This is a genomic window from Methanobrevibacter sp. (assembly GCF_045120835.1).
Classification (GTDB): Archaea; Methanobacteriota; Methanobacteria; order Methanobacteriales; family Methanobacteriaceae; genus Methanocatella.
On the sequence record NZ_JBGVFE010000037.1, the window covers coordinates 1 to 15851 of the forward strand.

Annotated in this window: 11 protein-coding genes and 1 pseudogene; 3 read left to right on the forward strand and 9 right to left on the reverse strand. The window is 38.2% G+C overall.

What is annotated here, in order from left to right; genetic code table 11:
* From ACJMLO_RS04325 to ACJMLO_RS04355, 7 genes are all read right to left on the reverse strand, one after another.
* The coding region (locus tag ACJMLO_RS04325; RefSeq protein ID WP_405294268.1) for an ATP-dependent helicase at positions 1–2484 on the reverse strand (2484 nt) is incomplete at its 3' end.
* Positions 2471–3319 carry a hypothetical protein gene (locus ACJMLO_RS04330; protein WP_405294270.1) on the reverse strand — a complete coding sequence of 283 codons (849 nt, stop codon included), beginning with the start codon at positions 3317–3319 and terminating at the stop codon, positions 2471–2473. The genes ACJMLO_RS04330 and ACJMLO_RS04325, both read right to left, overlap by 14 nt.
* Before the next feature lie 144 nt (positions 3320–3463).
* A complete protein-coding gene (locus tag ACJMLO_RS04335; protein ID WP_405294272.1) occupies positions 3464–3835 on the reverse strand; it encodes a hypothetical protein in 372 nt (123 codons plus the stop codon).
* A gap of 38 nt (positions 3836–3873) precedes the next feature.
* On the reverse strand, positions 3874–4248 hold the full coding sequence (locus ACJMLO_RS04340) for a hypothetical protein (RefSeq protein WP_405294274.1): 375 nt from the start codon (positions 4246–4248) through the stop codon (positions 3874–3876).
* Positions 4249–4409: 161 nt separating this feature from the next.
* Positions 4410–4931 (reverse strand): hypothetical protein, encoded by a 522-nt coding sequence (locus tag ACJMLO_RS04345; RefSeq protein ID WP_405294276.1) that lies wholly within the window; start codon positions 4929–4931, stop codon positions 4410–4412.
* A gap of 342 nt (positions 4932–5273) precedes the next feature.
* A complete protein-coding gene (locus tag ACJMLO_RS04350; RefSeq protein WP_405294278.1) occupies positions 5274–6938 on the reverse strand; it encodes an AMP-binding protein in 1665 nt (554 codons plus the stop codon).
* Positions 6939–7092: 154 nt separating this feature from the next.
* Positions 7093–7665: a cupin domain-containing protein gene (locus ACJMLO_RS04355; protein ID WP_405294280.1), complete on the reverse strand. Its 573-nt coding sequence runs from the start codon at positions 7663–7665 to the stop codon at positions 7093–7095.
* Between the two features lie 450 nt (positions 7666–8115).
* Here ACJMLO_RS04355 and ACJMLO_RS04360 point away from each other — a divergent pair, with 450 nt between their 5' ends.
* The 3 genes from ACJMLO_RS04360 to ACJMLO_RS04370 all read left to right on the forward strand — a co-directional run bounded on the left by ACJMLO_RS04360 (position 8116) and on the right by ACJMLO_RS04370 (position 10338).
* Complete coding sequence (locus tag ACJMLO_RS04360; RefSeq protein WP_405294282.1) at positions 8116–8808, forward strand: hypothetical protein; 693 nt, start codon at positions 8116–8118, stop codon at positions 8806–8808.
* A 46-nt stretch (positions 8809–8854) separates the two neighbouring features.
* Positions 8855–9424 (forward strand): sugar O-acetyltransferase, encoded by a 570-nt coding sequence (locus ACJMLO_RS04365; protein ID WP_405294284.1) that lies wholly within the window; start codon positions 8855–8857, stop codon positions 9422–9424.
* 215 nt (positions 9425–9639) lie between these two features.
* The gene (locus ACJMLO_RS04370; RefSeq protein ID WP_405294286.1) at positions 9640–10338 is read left to right on the forward strand and encodes a thymidylate synthase; all 699 of its coding nucleotides are present in this window, start codon (positions 9640–9642) and stop codon (positions 10336–10338) included.
* Positions 10339–10345: 7 nt separating this feature from the next.
* Here ACJMLO_RS04370 and ACJMLO_RS04375 read toward each other — a convergent pair whose 3' ends face one another.
* Positions 10346–14800, reverse strand: a complete 4455-nt coding sequence (locus ACJMLO_RS04375; RefSeq protein WP_405294288.1) for a C1 family peptidase — start codon at positions 14798–14800, stop codon at positions 10346–10348.
* 12 nt (positions 14801–14812) lie between these two features.
* Positions 14813–15851: pseudogene (locus tag ACJMLO_RS04380) on the reverse strand (hypothetical protein); the annotation flags it as partial.

The following is a 15851-nucleotide window of genomic DNA, read 5'->3' on the forward strand; positions in this document are numbered from 1 at the left end:
ATCATATTTGCCCATGATGTTTTCATAATCGGATATTATCTCGGAAATCAATGCCAGGTTCAATGCGGCCTTTTTGGCTTCAAAATCACTTCTTGTGAGAAGCTCGTCCATATATCCTGTAATCCTTATCAGCTCATAATAGACCTGAAGGCAAGTCAACCTTACGTCACTAAGCGATGATTTCAAATCGTTCAAGGCAGCGAAAAAGTCCAAGTCATGCTCATCGACTATTCCGATTGATTTGAGCCTTTCGCGTGAACATGTGCTTAAATCGATGTGGCCTGCCCTTTTAAATATTTCATCCAACGTATCATCCGAGTAATCCCTTACGACATCCATTATTGAAGTGGATTTTGATGATGAATCAATCGGCTTGAAGCTATTTTTGACATTGACGACACTGGCATGGTATTTGAGCTCTATATCATTCAGGATGTCCTGAGTCCTGCGGGACAGTTTGAAAACCTTTGAGGAGTTATAGTACTTATCAGTAAATGAAGACAGATTAATCCACTGTCCTCCATCCCCATAATATGCCAGTCGGGTAGGATTGAACGGCAGGATATACCATAAAAGAGCCAGCACAGCCTTGACTTCATCCTGATAAATCAAATCATCGATTCCCTTAAGGTAGTATGGAATGCCCTCCTTTTCAAACTCCTCAAGAATGTCCTTTTTATCCTTGTGGCTTCTGAACAGTATGCAGACATCGCTGTACTTTGAAATCTTTCCTGAACTTTTGAGGTTTTTGATTATATATGCTATTCCCTTATATTCATCATCGCCACTTTTGTTTTCAAGCATGTAAACAGGCATCTTGTATTCATTGTCTGTTCTTAGATCCTTTGGATTTACACGCTTTTCGGCAATGAATTTCTCATTGAAATCAACGATGTCGGCCGTTGAGCGGTAGTTGTTTACCAGAATCTTCTTTTCAAACTCTTCGCTTTGGGAGTAGTCATTGAAAAACTGAGGATTGGCCGCCCTGAATGAGTATATGCTCTGGTCTGCATCTCCGACAACAGTGAATGTATCGGCAATGCTTTTCAGGTGTTCAAATATCTGCATCTGAACAGCATCCGTGTCCTGAAACTCGTCAATCAGCACATTTCGGTATTGAACCTGCTTTAGGTTGTCATTGTCTGACAATATCTCAAGAGCCTTGATGAGCAGGTAGTTCTGGTCACAGACATGTTCATCCTCCATGAGGTCTATCCATTCAGCGTATGACTTTGCAATCTGGAGATATCTTGCCTTGTAAACGTCACACTGAAACTTCAGGGCCCTGATTTCCTTTTTTGAAGGATACTGATTATGAGGATGAGTCCTGAAGTATTCATCAATATAGGCAAGATACTCATCGCTTGGAGTGTATTTCGACTCGATATATTCAATCAGGGCATCCGAGTCCACTTCAAACAGCGCATACTCATCATATTTCTTCAGTACCTGTCCGGATTCATAGTTTCTCAAAAATGCCGGACCGGTAAATCCCAAATCCTCCTTGTGTTTGTTGAAAAACAGATTCCTTTCGGATTCCCTTTTAAGCAGGTTGTATGGAATGTCGCAGAAGTCGGAAAGGATTGACCTGCAGAAGCTGTGAATAGTACTTATTCTCATCTGATTTATTACATTCAGTTCCAGTTTGGTGTCCTTTTTGAATCTCTCCCTCAATTCCTCGGCAGCCTTGTTTGTAAATGTGATAACAAGTATTGATTGGGGGTCTGCACCATTTTCGATAAGATGCAATACCCTTTCAATTATGACACGGGTCTTGCCCGCTCCGGGACCTGCGTTAATCACAAGCGGCTTTTCAACGTATTCGACAGCCTCCCTCTGATAGTCATCAAGTTCAACTTCCGGCGGAATTTCACGAATAGTGCAGCGGTCTGATTTTCTCACCGCCTCAAAGTTCACGGAACGTGTAATCTGATTTCCTTCAATGTCAAAGAGATTCAAAGTCAGGATGTGATTTTTTATGAATGCGTTGAGATTATCCTCAATCAGATTCAGGGCATGATTCCTGTCTTTTGAGTCCAGCTCATCAATGGAAATCAGCTCATCGCCTTCAAGGCCTAAAAGTGAAGGCATTATTGAGTTAACCTCAAGATTGTCGATTATGAGGTAAATGTCCTCGTCGGTTATTTTCGGATTATTGCCCAAAAACGAAAAATCGAATTCATAGTCCACCTGCAGGAACTCCTCAATTGCCACAAAGTAATCCTCATAGATATATTCAAACAGTACTCTGTGGACGCTTTGGATATCGGACAGTGTTATCTTCAATGCAGGGTCATTGAAAACGTCAATCGTAAAGACAAGTTCCCTTTTGGTTTGGCGGCAGAACAAATCAAGGATAACCTTGGCGCTGGCCATGGCTAGGTTGTATTTTTTCACGACAATCAGCTTCTCCATGACACAGCAAAGGTCATATAAGTTCCTAAATTTACCTTTCAAAAAAGTAAAAACGCTACTTTCTCTCATTATAATCATTGAAACGTTTGGTTATAAAGGCTCCCGTAATCTCATCAGGCTGTATAAGGCCTTCTGAAATATCGTCCTCAATTTGAGACACAATATAGTCTCCTTCAGCTTTTGTGAGTCTTTTGAATTTGATGAGCTTTGAAAAGGAATCGCCACTGCCTTCAACAAATTCGCTGAGCTTCACACGACACCGAGCCTTCTTGTCTTCGCTTTTCAGAAGACATTGACGCCTGAACTCCTCCTTGATGCCATTCTTAAATTCCCTGGCTTCAAGTACCTCTCCACGGATATTGAATATGATTTGGACAATATCCGAATCCTTTAAGATGGGATATTTGCTTTTCATGTTCACGATAAGTAGAGTATCGTAATTTCTTCCCACTATCCTCTCCAGCTCACGGATATATGAGGCCTGCTTAATGGAATTTGAAAAATAATACTCCAAATACCTTTTGATTTGAAAATCCGAGATATTTTCCTCATGTATTTTGGATTCAACCCTTGAACATATCAGATTGATTTCATCATCAGACAAATCATATTCCTTCAGGTATTTGACATAAAAGTCGCTGTCCTTCCTGACCAGATTACGTAAAAATTCAAGCTTTTCCTGCTTTTCAAGGCCTGTAACCCTTTTGATAAAATAGTCATCCAGGGTTTCGACAATATTTTCCGGGATTATCCTTCCGGAGTTGACATCGCTTTTAAGCTCGCCCACTATAAGTTCACATTCATTCAGACTCAAGCCGTAGGAGTAAAGCAGGTAATTAAAAAAAGGAGTGTCATAATCTCCAATAAGTTCATCTAGTCTTTGGACAATAACTTCATTAATCATAATTGTTCATATTTTGTTTAAAATAAGTTAAATAAGTTTTTACTGTTTAACTGGGGGAAAAATATAGGAGATATATGAATAGGTGAAATATATGAACAAAACAGAAAACAACAAAAACCCCCAGTCAAACAGATGTCAGCGTGATTATTTGAACAGTCTATCCAAATTCGAATATTGAGGATTTCTCGTTAATGTTGAAACACCAATTATTGCGCATTCATCAGAGGACTTCTCTGTAAGTGAAACTTCAGGATTCAGGAGACTTCTCTTTTTTTCCAGCCATGGGAACCTGTTCATCCCAACCAGCTGCCTTAACTCTTCAATCGTATCTGCTTCAAGGACGATCTGCCTTCCACGGACCGCAAAAAGATAGATGAAACTGCCTCCAACATGAAAGACATTCAGGAAATCTGTTGTGAAGTCTCCAGTGTTTTGCCCATCAAGTCGGCTTCCACATTCGTTGCAGTAGCTGAAGCTATCTGTGAGATTTTTAAAACAATTCGGACAAGTTTTCATTTAAAACCTCCTTAAAAAAGATTAAAATAATGGTGATTTCACCATGCATTTAATCCTCTACGCTCTTCAATCAATTCCCGAGCGGAAATTTCATCAAACACATACCATATCCTGTCTTCGCCCAACACCAATTCCTTCAACTCGCATAGGGAATCAGCCTCAAGCACATATCCAAATTCATTATAACAATATTTGTTTCCGACCACATGAACCCTGAAAAGTCCTGTGTCATTTTTCAGGTAATTCACCTTCAGTTCAATCGTGAGAAGTTCCTCAAGGAATATGAGGACCTCCTTCAATTCATGATTCCTGACATGGGAGAGATCCAAAATCCCATAGTCAATTTCTTCAAGCGTCTTGGCACACAAAAACTCAACAATCTCTACCGAATATTTTGCTAAATCAAACCTCATTGAAACCTCTTAAATCAATACTACCCACAACAAACATGAATTAAACAGCAACATTATATAATTTGATATCCTGTCCTCCTTTTTGACGAATATTAAATAAAGTATCAATAGCAATGAAACTAATATCAAGATTAACTGCAATGCAGTCAAAAGGTTTAAAATCATTTTATCATCCCCTCCATGATTTCAATAACTCTTTTGTTTAAAGGGTTTTCAAGTGAAATGAAACTCTCATCTGCACGAGTTGATCCGAACTCTGCAAAGTATGGGGTCTGTGCGCAGCCCCCTTCAATGGTTGCTCCGAATGTCACTTCGCTTCCCTTAACCTTAATGCCGAAATCGGCGAATTCAAATATCAAGACATCATCAGTGTCTTTTGTTCTAAATTCTTCAGTGCTTCCACCATATTCCAGTTCGAATACAGCTTCGCCATCAATTTCACTTGCAGTCACATATACAAGGCGAATATAAATCCCATCTTCCTCAGCCTTTCGGGAGAGGAATTCAAAGAATTCATCGCTCATTTCATCAAATGAATATTTTTCATCAGCCTTGCCGGCATATGTCGGCATGTAGTCCCTGGATGTGAGTTCATCCACATAAAAATGGAATTCATCCTTTCCAGCCACAGAGTTTTCAACAGTCCTTTTAACGTCTATATTTATGCTTTTCTTAATCTCCATTATTATTCCTCTAAATGATGATAGTCTATAAGTTTCATTATGGCGGGTTACCATAAATCAGGAATTCAACAAATACTAAAATTCTCGCTTAAGCATCTTAAGCATCAGATAAATCTAAAAGAACACTACGCTCCATGCAGTAGTTAATTTCGTTTGTGGTGTCATTTTATCAACCTCCCGTTTAGAAGAGTTCGTATACAGTCATTGTACAATGATGGTCAGTTAGTCCATAATTTTCAGTGCAAGTAAATATTACTTTGGCATCATATATAAAGGTTTTGGTTTTTTGGTGTTTTTGCAGCAAAATTGCATAAATCTTAAAAAAAATAATTTCATGGAGAACTACAGTTCCCCATTTTTTCGTCTTTCGTCGAGAAGTTCAAGACCCAGGTCTCCCAATTTGTACTTTTGGATTTTTCCGCTTGTGGTAAGCGGGAACTCATCAACAAAGAATACGTATTTAGGTACCTTATATCTTGCAATGGACCCTATACAGAAATCACGGATGTCAGCTTCGGTGACATCATCAAATCCATCTTCCTTAATGATGAATGCACCTACGATTTCCCCGTACTTTTCATCAGGTATACCTGCAACCTGCACATCCTGAACGCATTCATGGGTAAAGAGGAATTCCTCAATCTCACGAGGATAGATGTTTTCCCCACCACGGATAATCATGTCCTTTATACGGCCTACAATGGAATAATATCCGTCCTCATCCACTGTTGCAAGATCGCCTGAGTGAAGCCATCCGTCAGGCTCGATGGTTTCTGCGGTTTTCTCAGGCATGTTGTAATACCCTTTCATAACATTGAAACCACGACACATTATCTCACCAGTTTCGCCAGGACCCAATTCCTCGCCGGTTTCGGGATCAACGATTTTAACTTCGATGTTAGGGAATTTTCTGCCTACAGTATTGATTTTTTTCTCGAATGTGTCGGCAGCATTGGTCTGTGTGAAACCCGGTGCAGCCTCAGTAAGTCCGTATACGCTTGTAATCTCTTTCATGTTCATCTTTTCAATGGCATCCTTCATTGTTTCAACAGGACAGGTTGAACCTGCCATAATTCCTGTACGAAGGGAACTCATGTCGAACATGTCAAACATAGGATGGTTCATCATTCCGATAAACATTGTAGGAACTCCATAAATGGATGTGCACTTTTCCTTTTGAATTGAAGATATTGCAAGCAACGGGTCATACTCCTCAAGCACAACCATTGTAGATCCATGGGTAATGACTGCCATTACACCTAAAACAGTTCCAAAACAATGGAAAAGAGGTACCTGTAAAAGCAGACGGTCATCTTTAGTATAGTTCATGTTTTCACCAATGTAGTAACCGTCATTAACAATATTACGGGAAGTAAGCATTACTCCTTTTGGGAAACCTTCAGTACCTGAGGTATATTGCATATTGATTACGTCATGCTGTGTTACGGAGTCCTTTATTTTCTGGTACTCCTCTTCATCATAGTTCATACCAAGCAGCAATAATTCATTGGTGTTGTACATTCCCCTGTGCTTTTCCTGACCTACGTGGAAAATGAATTTCAGACGAGGGAATTTTTCAGCCACAAGATGTCCTCTTGCACAGTTTTTAAGCTCAGGGACAAGCTCATTTATTATGTCAAAGTAACTGGTATCCCTGAATCCATCGGTCATGGCCAATGCTTTCATGTCAGACTGCTTTAAAACATACTCCAGTTCATGTGATTGGTAAGCTGTGTTGACAGTTACGATTGTAGCACCAATTTTAGCAGTTGCAAACATGTAAGTCAACCATTCCGGGACATTTTTGGCCCATATGCCCACATGGTCTCCCTTTTCAATTCCAATAGCCAGCATTCCTTTTGCCAGATTATCAATTCTTTCGTCAAATTCTTTGTAAGTAAATCTTAAATTTCTATCAGGATAAACAATAAATTCATGATCAGGCTGTTTTTCAACCATTGATTCGAAAAACTTTCCTAACGGCAGTTCTGTAAATAATTCGCTCATATTTTCACCTCATTTTTTTATAAAATAACTAAACCAAAATACAAATCCCTAATGCAATCTCAATTGCAATGTTTTCAAGTTCAAATCCAAAACAGCTGTGAAAAATCTATCAATCTTTGGTTTGTGAGTTATTTTATTCATCTTGACAATCCCCTTAGTATGGTGTGTATAATACGGCGAGTATTTTAGCTTTATCTTCACCGCTTGCGTGAAGGTGGTGTGGCACTACTGAGTCATAAAAGATTGTGTCGCCTTCACCGATTGTATAAGTGTCCTTACCGTAGATGACTTCAATTTCTCCTTCTAAAACGTAAATGAACTCTTCACCTTCGTGGGATGACAGTTCCTTTTCCCCTTCCTCATATTTGATGTCTATTATGAACGGGTCAATGTTTCTGTCTATTTTGCCTGCACCTAAAGAGTGGAACTCCAGATTGGTTGCATTTGTAACGTCTTCCCTTCCTGAAAAGAATAATGAGTTTTCGGTTTTTCCTCCACGGGTTATTACGGGCCCGAGTTCCGGAGTGTCATCTAAAAAAGTACCTAAACGTACACCTAATGCCCTTGCCATTTTGGTTAATGGTGTAAGGGAAGGTATAACCTCTCCATCCTCCATGGCCTGTAGGACCTCAAGCTTTACGCCGCTTCTCTCGGAAAGTTCTTCTATAGACATGTCCTGTCTAGCTCTAATGTCTTTAATCTTTTGTGCAAAGTCTTCGTTTGTCATATTTTTTTCACTTCTTTTGGATTTTTTACTTAAAAAGATTTAAGTATGAATAATTATCTTTTATAAAATATATAAAAGTATCCTAATTTCGCCTCAAAAATATAAAATATTTAGTTTTCATGACAAAAAAGATTGAAATAATAACATTCATTCAACTTAATAAAATTGCAACGGAAAAATCATAATATATAAATATAATTGTCTAAAACTCTTGAATTTAGATAAAACTGCAAAATTGAGATTGAAAATAAGAAAAAAAATATATACTTTGAAATACAACGAAATAATGTAGAGAACATTCCCCGTTTCTTTACAATAAATTATCTGAAAACTATATTAGAGATGAGAAAATTCAAATTGGCGGATAAGGTTGGAGCAATCTGGCCTTATTCAATGAATGTCACAAAAAGTATAATATATGATGCCAAAAATATGTTATAAGGTGATATTTTGAAAAGAAGAACAAAAATCATTCTCATCGTTACTTTCATACTTATTCTCGGTTTGGTTGTCTTCAACGATTACTACCAAAAGGAACATGCCCCTTACAAGGTAATAGGAAACAACAGCTTAGGAACCGTTGAAAAGATAATCTATGGAAATCAGAGTGCCGAAAAATCAATAGCTTTGATTACCGGAATACATCCAAGGGAAAAGCTGGCAATCAACCCTGAAATTAAGGCGGCTAAGGAATATTGCCAGGAACATGATGACGTCAAGGTCATACATTATCAGGTCAATGTAACCAAGACTCCTGAAGACTATCAGGAGGGAAGGACAAATGGAGAAAGCCTTGTTCATGACTTTGTAAATCCTGAAGTTACAAAATCAGATGCCGACAGCGTAATCATCAGTCATTCACATGTTGAATGGTATGGTGAGGGTTTTTATGTTGCAACTCCCGAAATGGACAACGCATCCGTTGACATTGCCAAAAAGATAAATGCAACAGACGACTTTGGATACTATCCAAGAACCGGAAACGAATCATACAAGTCAACTTCCGCAGTTCTTGTATCAAAGCCTATTGCACAGGCAGGATATCCTACTTTCGTATATGAAATCCCTGAAAACATCACAAAACAGGATTCAACCGACATGACCAAAGAGCTTATCGATTTATTAGTAAAATATTCCTGCTAATATTTTACTACCTCTTTTTTATATCAGACCCCACAAATAATTAAGCATGAAACTGGAAGAATATCTTGATTATTTCAACAGCGGAAAATTAATGGATGCAGATTCCGAATTTCAGGAAATGAGTGATTACCTGCTTCAGGAAGCAGTGAAAATCAAAATGGAATTGAACAATGAATATCACACTCCCGAAGAAGTTCAGGAAATCTTTTCAAGACTTACCGGACAGCCTGTCAATGAAACATTGAGGCTGATTCCGCCATTCCATACGGATTGCGGCAAAAACATCCACATCGGAAGCGACGTGTTCATCAACTCAAACTGCTCAATGCAGGATCAGGGCGGAATCTACATTGGAGATGATGTTTTCATAGGCCATAACGTATGCCTTTTAACATTGAACCATGACCTTAATCCCGAAAAGCGTGCCAATCTCATTCCTGCGCCAATACACATTGAAAACCGTGTCTGGCTAGGTTCAAATGTCACAATACTTCCGGGAGTTCGCATAGGTGAAAATTCGGTTGTTGCGGCAGGTGCCGTTGTAACCAAAGATGTCGAGGCAAATACCGTTGTCGGAGGAATTCCTGCAAAAATCATCAAAGAAATTGATGAATGAATTCTTGAATTGATGAATAATTAAATGCATAGTTGAATCCAATACTATTAAAATAATGATGACTATATTGAATTTAAACTATCCTACTATATAAAACATGAAAGTGAAATAACCTCATGCATATCATGAAGCAAAATTCAAATCAATTCGAGAGCAATTACAATTATATATTAACACAAACAAAGTTTTAATTAATTTGAAAGGACTGTTTTATCATGTTAACAATTAACCAATGCTATCTAAATTTTGTAGATAAAATCTTAAAAACCGGAAAAGAAACCTATAAGGACTCAAATCATCATTTGGTGGAAAGCCTAGGCAATTTCTACATAATTGATGATCCTTTGAACTTGAAATTCAGGGCAAAATATCAAAACTACACAACAGATATGATGCTTGCAGACATCAAAGCCGGAAAATTCGATATGGAAGCATGCCCAATAAAAAGCGATGCACTGTATGAATACGTAAAGTCAGCGGAAAATCCAGATGACCAGGGATTTGTATACACATATCCCAACCGTATCTATGCACATTTTAACATTGATCAGTTCAATACAATGAAAGAAAGGATTTTGACCGCTACCGGATCAAACAGGGCAGTTGCAGTTACAATCGACCCTTCACTTGATGCAGACAGGGAAGACATACCATGCCTTCAGTTCCTTCAGTGCATTGTGCGTGACAACGAACTTACAATCCACTGCATCTTCAGAAGCAATGACATTTTCGGTGCATTCTACTCAAACATGTTTTTCATCGCATATATGGGTTTGAAAATGAAAGAAGAAGTCAACAAGGAAATCATGGGCGAGAAACTGAACTTCGGCGGAGTTCACTATCACTCAACCTCAGGCCACATCTACAATACAGATCTAAAGGCCGCCCGCAACCTAATCAAAGCCAACAAATAAGATTCAATTATCCGATTGTTATCTTATTTCTTATTTTTAATTTTCCGTACTTGGAGATAATTGAATATTTTCCCTTTTTATATTTTTCATTGACTTTCAATACCGCTTTTCCTTTCTTATTTGTTTTGACAACGTATTTTTTACCATGGAATTTGAAAAGCATCTTCTTGTTTTTGAGCTTCTTGCCCTTGGAGCTGACGAGCTTTGCGGTGAACCTGATTGCCTTTCCCTTTTTGACCTTGATGTTTTTGGTAATGATTGTTGATTTAACGATTATTTTGTTGCTTACCTTAAATCCGTCATATCCTGCAGTTATCTCATAGGTTCCAGGCTTCTGTCTGATTTTCAAAGCAGCATAACCGTTTTCATCGGTATATGCATAATATTTTTTATTGTCTATCTTAAAGGTAACCCTAAGTCCTTTCACATAGTTTCCGTAATCGTCACAGACTCTGACCTTATATTGTGTTTTGGATGCATAATAGATTTTCAGATTCTTGTTCTTGGTTATCCTGTTTACAACCTTGATTTTTTGAGCCATTACTTCTCCGGTTTGAGGATTTGTAATCCTGAGGTCATACTTGCCTGAATCCAAAGCGATTTTCAGTGAAATTGCCCCATTTTTATCTGTGACAAGCCTGTAATTAACGTTGTTTAAAACAATGCTGATTTCACGATTGACCAACAGATTTCCTGCACTATCCCTTAAGGTTGCTGTATACTGGGCATTAAAAGCATAAACGCTATTTTGTGTGGTTTCAATTGTTGATTTGACCGTAATTGCACAGCTTGCAGTTGACTTTATATATTCATCATCGCCGATGAAATTCACAGAAGCGATGAAAAATCCTGGACTTGATTTGATATGGAATGTTGCAAATCCGTTTGAATCTGTTCTGCCCTTATATGTCTGACCGTTAATCTTTATGAAAAGGTCCCTGTCGGGAATGACGCTTCCATTAGCATCAAACAGCTGGGCAGAATATGGTCCGCCGTAATATAGTGTTGTGCCATTGGCCTTTACACTGGTCTTATGGTAGGTTATATTGAAACTGCCATTTATAGGGTCTGCCCTGTAAATCACACTTGATAACCTTATGATATAGTCATATCTGTCGCAGGGAAGGTCTTTCAGTTCAATCAGGACATTGCCGTTGTTAGAATTGTAGAACTTATGTATTCCGTTAATGTTCAAATCGATTGTATACTCCCTAGCGCAGTTTTTGATGCTTATTCCAAAAATGGCATAGTTTTCATTGATAATCTGACTAAACAGAATATCTGCATCCATCTTTGATACTGTCACATTGGTGTTGGCAAATGATACGTTATATCTGAATGAATCGTCATGATAATATGCAAAGATGTTGTTGAAGCCAGTCTGGGTAAATGTGTGGGTTATATTGGCTGTTCCATTGACCACATCCGCACGAAAAGTTTCCTCAGACATCAAAAACAGCACATGGCCGGAATTAATCGGATTATTGTTTTCATCAAAAACATATACTGTCACATTTACAGGATTCATGCATTCGCCTGCAGATACATTCAATTCCAGTCTTGTATCGATATAAGTTATCTCAAATGAAATGTTTGCAGATGAGGAATCATAATTCAATGAATCGCTGTAATATGCTGAAACGTTGACAATGCCCGGCATGACACTTATTCCATTCAGATTGGCCAGCCCATCTGCAACCTCAACCGGATAATACCTATTTCCAATAATGAAATTGACAATTCCTGAACTGACAGGATTGTTATCCTTGTCCAGAATCATTGCAGTAATATTTATCGGATTGTGGACGCTTGAAACTGTCAAGCTAATATTTGTGCTTATCAAAGAGCTTGTGATTTCCACAGTCCTGTTGGATGAGACGTAACCTGTCAGATTAAATTCACAGCTTACATTAGTATCCTTCAAATCGATTTTAAGACGGGCAACGCCATTGTTTAACTTAACGCTGTATGTTTCATCTCCAATCCTGAAAACTACATTTCCTGAGTTAACCGGATATCCGTACTCATTTAAAACTGTGGCAATTAAATCTGCACTTGCTGAAGTCCTGTTTTCGATTGCCAATGATAATGTAGTGTTGATTGGATTTAAGATAGTGAATGCCTTTATGCATGCCACCTGTGAATTGTAGACATGATCAGGATATGTCCCTTCATAATCATAGAGGTCCTTCCAGCTTTTGCCGTCATAGCTTATGAATGAAATGCCTTCGTGATACAACTTACTATTCAAAAGCACTATTTCAGATATCGGAACTCCCGCATCCCCATCAACCCTAATTTTAAACAGCACTTCAAATGCATCTCCGGCATCAAGAGGAATGAAATCATCCAAATCAATTGTATAGTAACCAGGGGCAGATTTTCCTGATTTTGCTGTTTTCAGATTGCCGTTAACATAAACTGACAAGTCCCATTCTGTGGTCTTTTCGAAATATGTTGAAACGGCAGCCAAATATTCATTATCGGTTGATGTGAACATGTTCTTATACCAGACAGTATCCTTAGTATCGAAAAGATAATCAGTCTTGCCTACATCGTACTGGTAGTTCTTATCGTATTTGATGGTGTCATTGAAAACGAATGCAATTGCACCGTCACTATCTCCCAATTTCAGGCATGAGGAATCATAATAGGAAATATAAAAGTATCCATTGTCTCCCCAGCTGCTGCCCCAGCTATTCTTGGCTATCCATGCGCCCTTTCCGGGAGCGTTTGGAATTACAAAATCATCATCCCAGCCAACCAGTGCCACGGCATGGTTGTTCGGCAGGCTGCCGGTATAGTACTGCACATAATGTCCGACCTGATAATTGTATGAAGCGGTCATGAAAAGGCTTGAATAAACAGCGCCATAGTCCATGATGGCCTTTTTGATTTCATCCAAATCCGTATTGCTTGACCTTTGAAAGAATCTCATGTTTTGAACATGGAAAATGCTTTCTAGAATTGGAGACAGAGAGGATTTATCATCATATTCATCATCGCTTTCAAGAACCGGTCCAAGCCAACTTACAAGATATCCGAAACCCATATTGTCGAATCCACCCTCATTGGTGTCCATAGACCATCCGTAATATGAATAATAGGAAGCCAGATTCTTCATGTTGCCTTCTGACAGGTCAAAATAGTCGTCTGAAACGGCCAGAATTGCTGATTCAAGAGTGGCCAGAATTGCAAATGACCAGCAGTTTCCGCTGCTTAGCTGATTTTTAACTGTAGTTCTGGGACTCATGTATGAAACGGGAATATTTATATTATTGGATATTCCATTGTATAACGTATAATTGTTCCTTGTAAGAATGAAAGTGAGATTGGAAATTTCATACAGATTACTGTAAAAACCTGCAGTGTTGTTTAAATAGACATTGTCATGCATGCTTATCTTATCGTTAAGAAGCGAATAGAATGCTCCAGCATATGAAATGGCCGAATTATTTTCAAAGACATTGCCCCTTATTGAACCTCCTGTGGAATTGTAGATGAATAATGCTCCGGCATTATCTGCCTTATTTAAAATGAAACTTGAATCTGAAAGATTTAATGTGCCATAGACCTGATAGATGCTTCCACCATCATATTTGGCAGTACTGTTATAGCAATAGATGTTTTTCAAAGTTGAATCAACTGACAAAAGCGTAAATGCAGCTCCAAAATCCGCAGATGAGTTTATGACTTCGATATCCTCACCGTTGAGACTTCCGGTTTCGATATAAACAGCTCCTCCGGCACCGTATAATGAGCTGTCAGAGATGAATTTGCTTCTTTTGATTGTGACTTTAGGTTTATTGTATACCTGCTGACAGGCAATAGCCCCTCCAAAGCTATATGCAGTATTGTTAATGAATGAACAGTCATTTATCTCCAAAATTCCACCTTTCAGATAGATTGCACCTCCGTATTTGGCATAGTTATTTATAAATGTGCATCCGTCCAGATATGCATTGTTTGAATAGCTCCCGCAATATATTGCGCCTCCGAAATCGTTTGATGAAATTGCTGAAGAATTGGCAAATATAGTGTTGCTTGCCCTTAGATTGCCCTGATTATAAATGGTCAAATCGCATATGGTGACATTTGACAATATCAGCTGCTTATTTACTACCAAAACAGCGCCATGTCCATTGATGATGGTTTTTGAAGCGTCGCTTCCATAAAATGAAATGTTTGAATGGGTATTTAAAACCGAATAATTGTATTCCCCATTTGCCAGATGAATTACAGAATTGTCCAATATCCTTGCATCACGAAGAGTCTTGTATGGATTGTCCGCAGAACCGTCGCCGTGGTCATGTACGGCATTAATATCAAAGTAAATATCATTGCTGCTGGAATCTGAAATGTCAGTCGTATTGTTGTCCTCTGCAAAGGAAACAGGAATGACGACCAACAGCAACAGCAAAAATGATAAGATAATAATTGATCTGTCGAGTCTTTCGAACAATTTAATCAACTCTTATTTTTTAATTTGAATGGTATTTTTAACTTTCAGTTTGCCATAAGAAGAGATAATCGGATATTTTCCAACCTTATATTTTTTTGTAATCTTTAAAGTGGCCTTTCCTTTCTTATTGGTTTTGGCCTTATATTTTTTACCGTCGAATTTGAATTTGATTTTTTTATTCTTTAGGGCTTTTCCGTTTTTATCCAAAAGCTTTGCGGAAAATTTGATTGGTTTTCCCTTCTTGACCTTAATGTCTTTAGTAATTAGAGTCGTTTTAACAGTGACTGTATTAAATACTCTGAAATCCTTATATTCTGCAGTGATTATATAATTGCCTGGCATCAATGATAGCTTGAATGAAGCAAAACCGTTCTTGTCGGTTTTGACATTGTACCGGTTATTGTTTATTGTAAATGTTACGCCAACTCCAACTGCAGCATTACCATCATCATCGAGAACCTTGACCGTATAATACTTGCCTGCACCATAATACATTACGACATCCTTGTTTTCACAAATCCTTGCAACAACATCAATATTTTGAGTTTTCACCTCTCCGGTACATGGGTTGACAATTTCAATGACATATCTGTTAGGAGACACATCAATGTCCAGCACTGCAAAGCCGTTTTCGTCAGTCTTGACCTTGCGGCTAATTGAATTGACTACAAGAATGATTTCAGCATTGTTCAATTCTTTTCCATGATTATCCAATAGCTGAATTCTGTACTGTGAGTTGAAGGTTTTCACTTCATCCTTTGAGATGATTGTAGGATTCAGGATGAAATCCGAAGATACTTCTGATGAGTCATAATAAAAGCCTAGATTGAATGTGGCTGTAACGCTATGTTTTTTGAATGTTTCAAACACCCAAGTGAATGTTGCGCTTCCGTTTGCAATATCAACTGCATATGGAATTCCGTCAACCGTAAATGTGACATTGCCTATCTCAACAACAGAGCCCTTAGAATCCAATACAACCGCAGTGATGCTTAAAGGATTATACTCACCTGAAAGAGTTAGTGAGATATTTGTAGCCATTAAAGAAGAC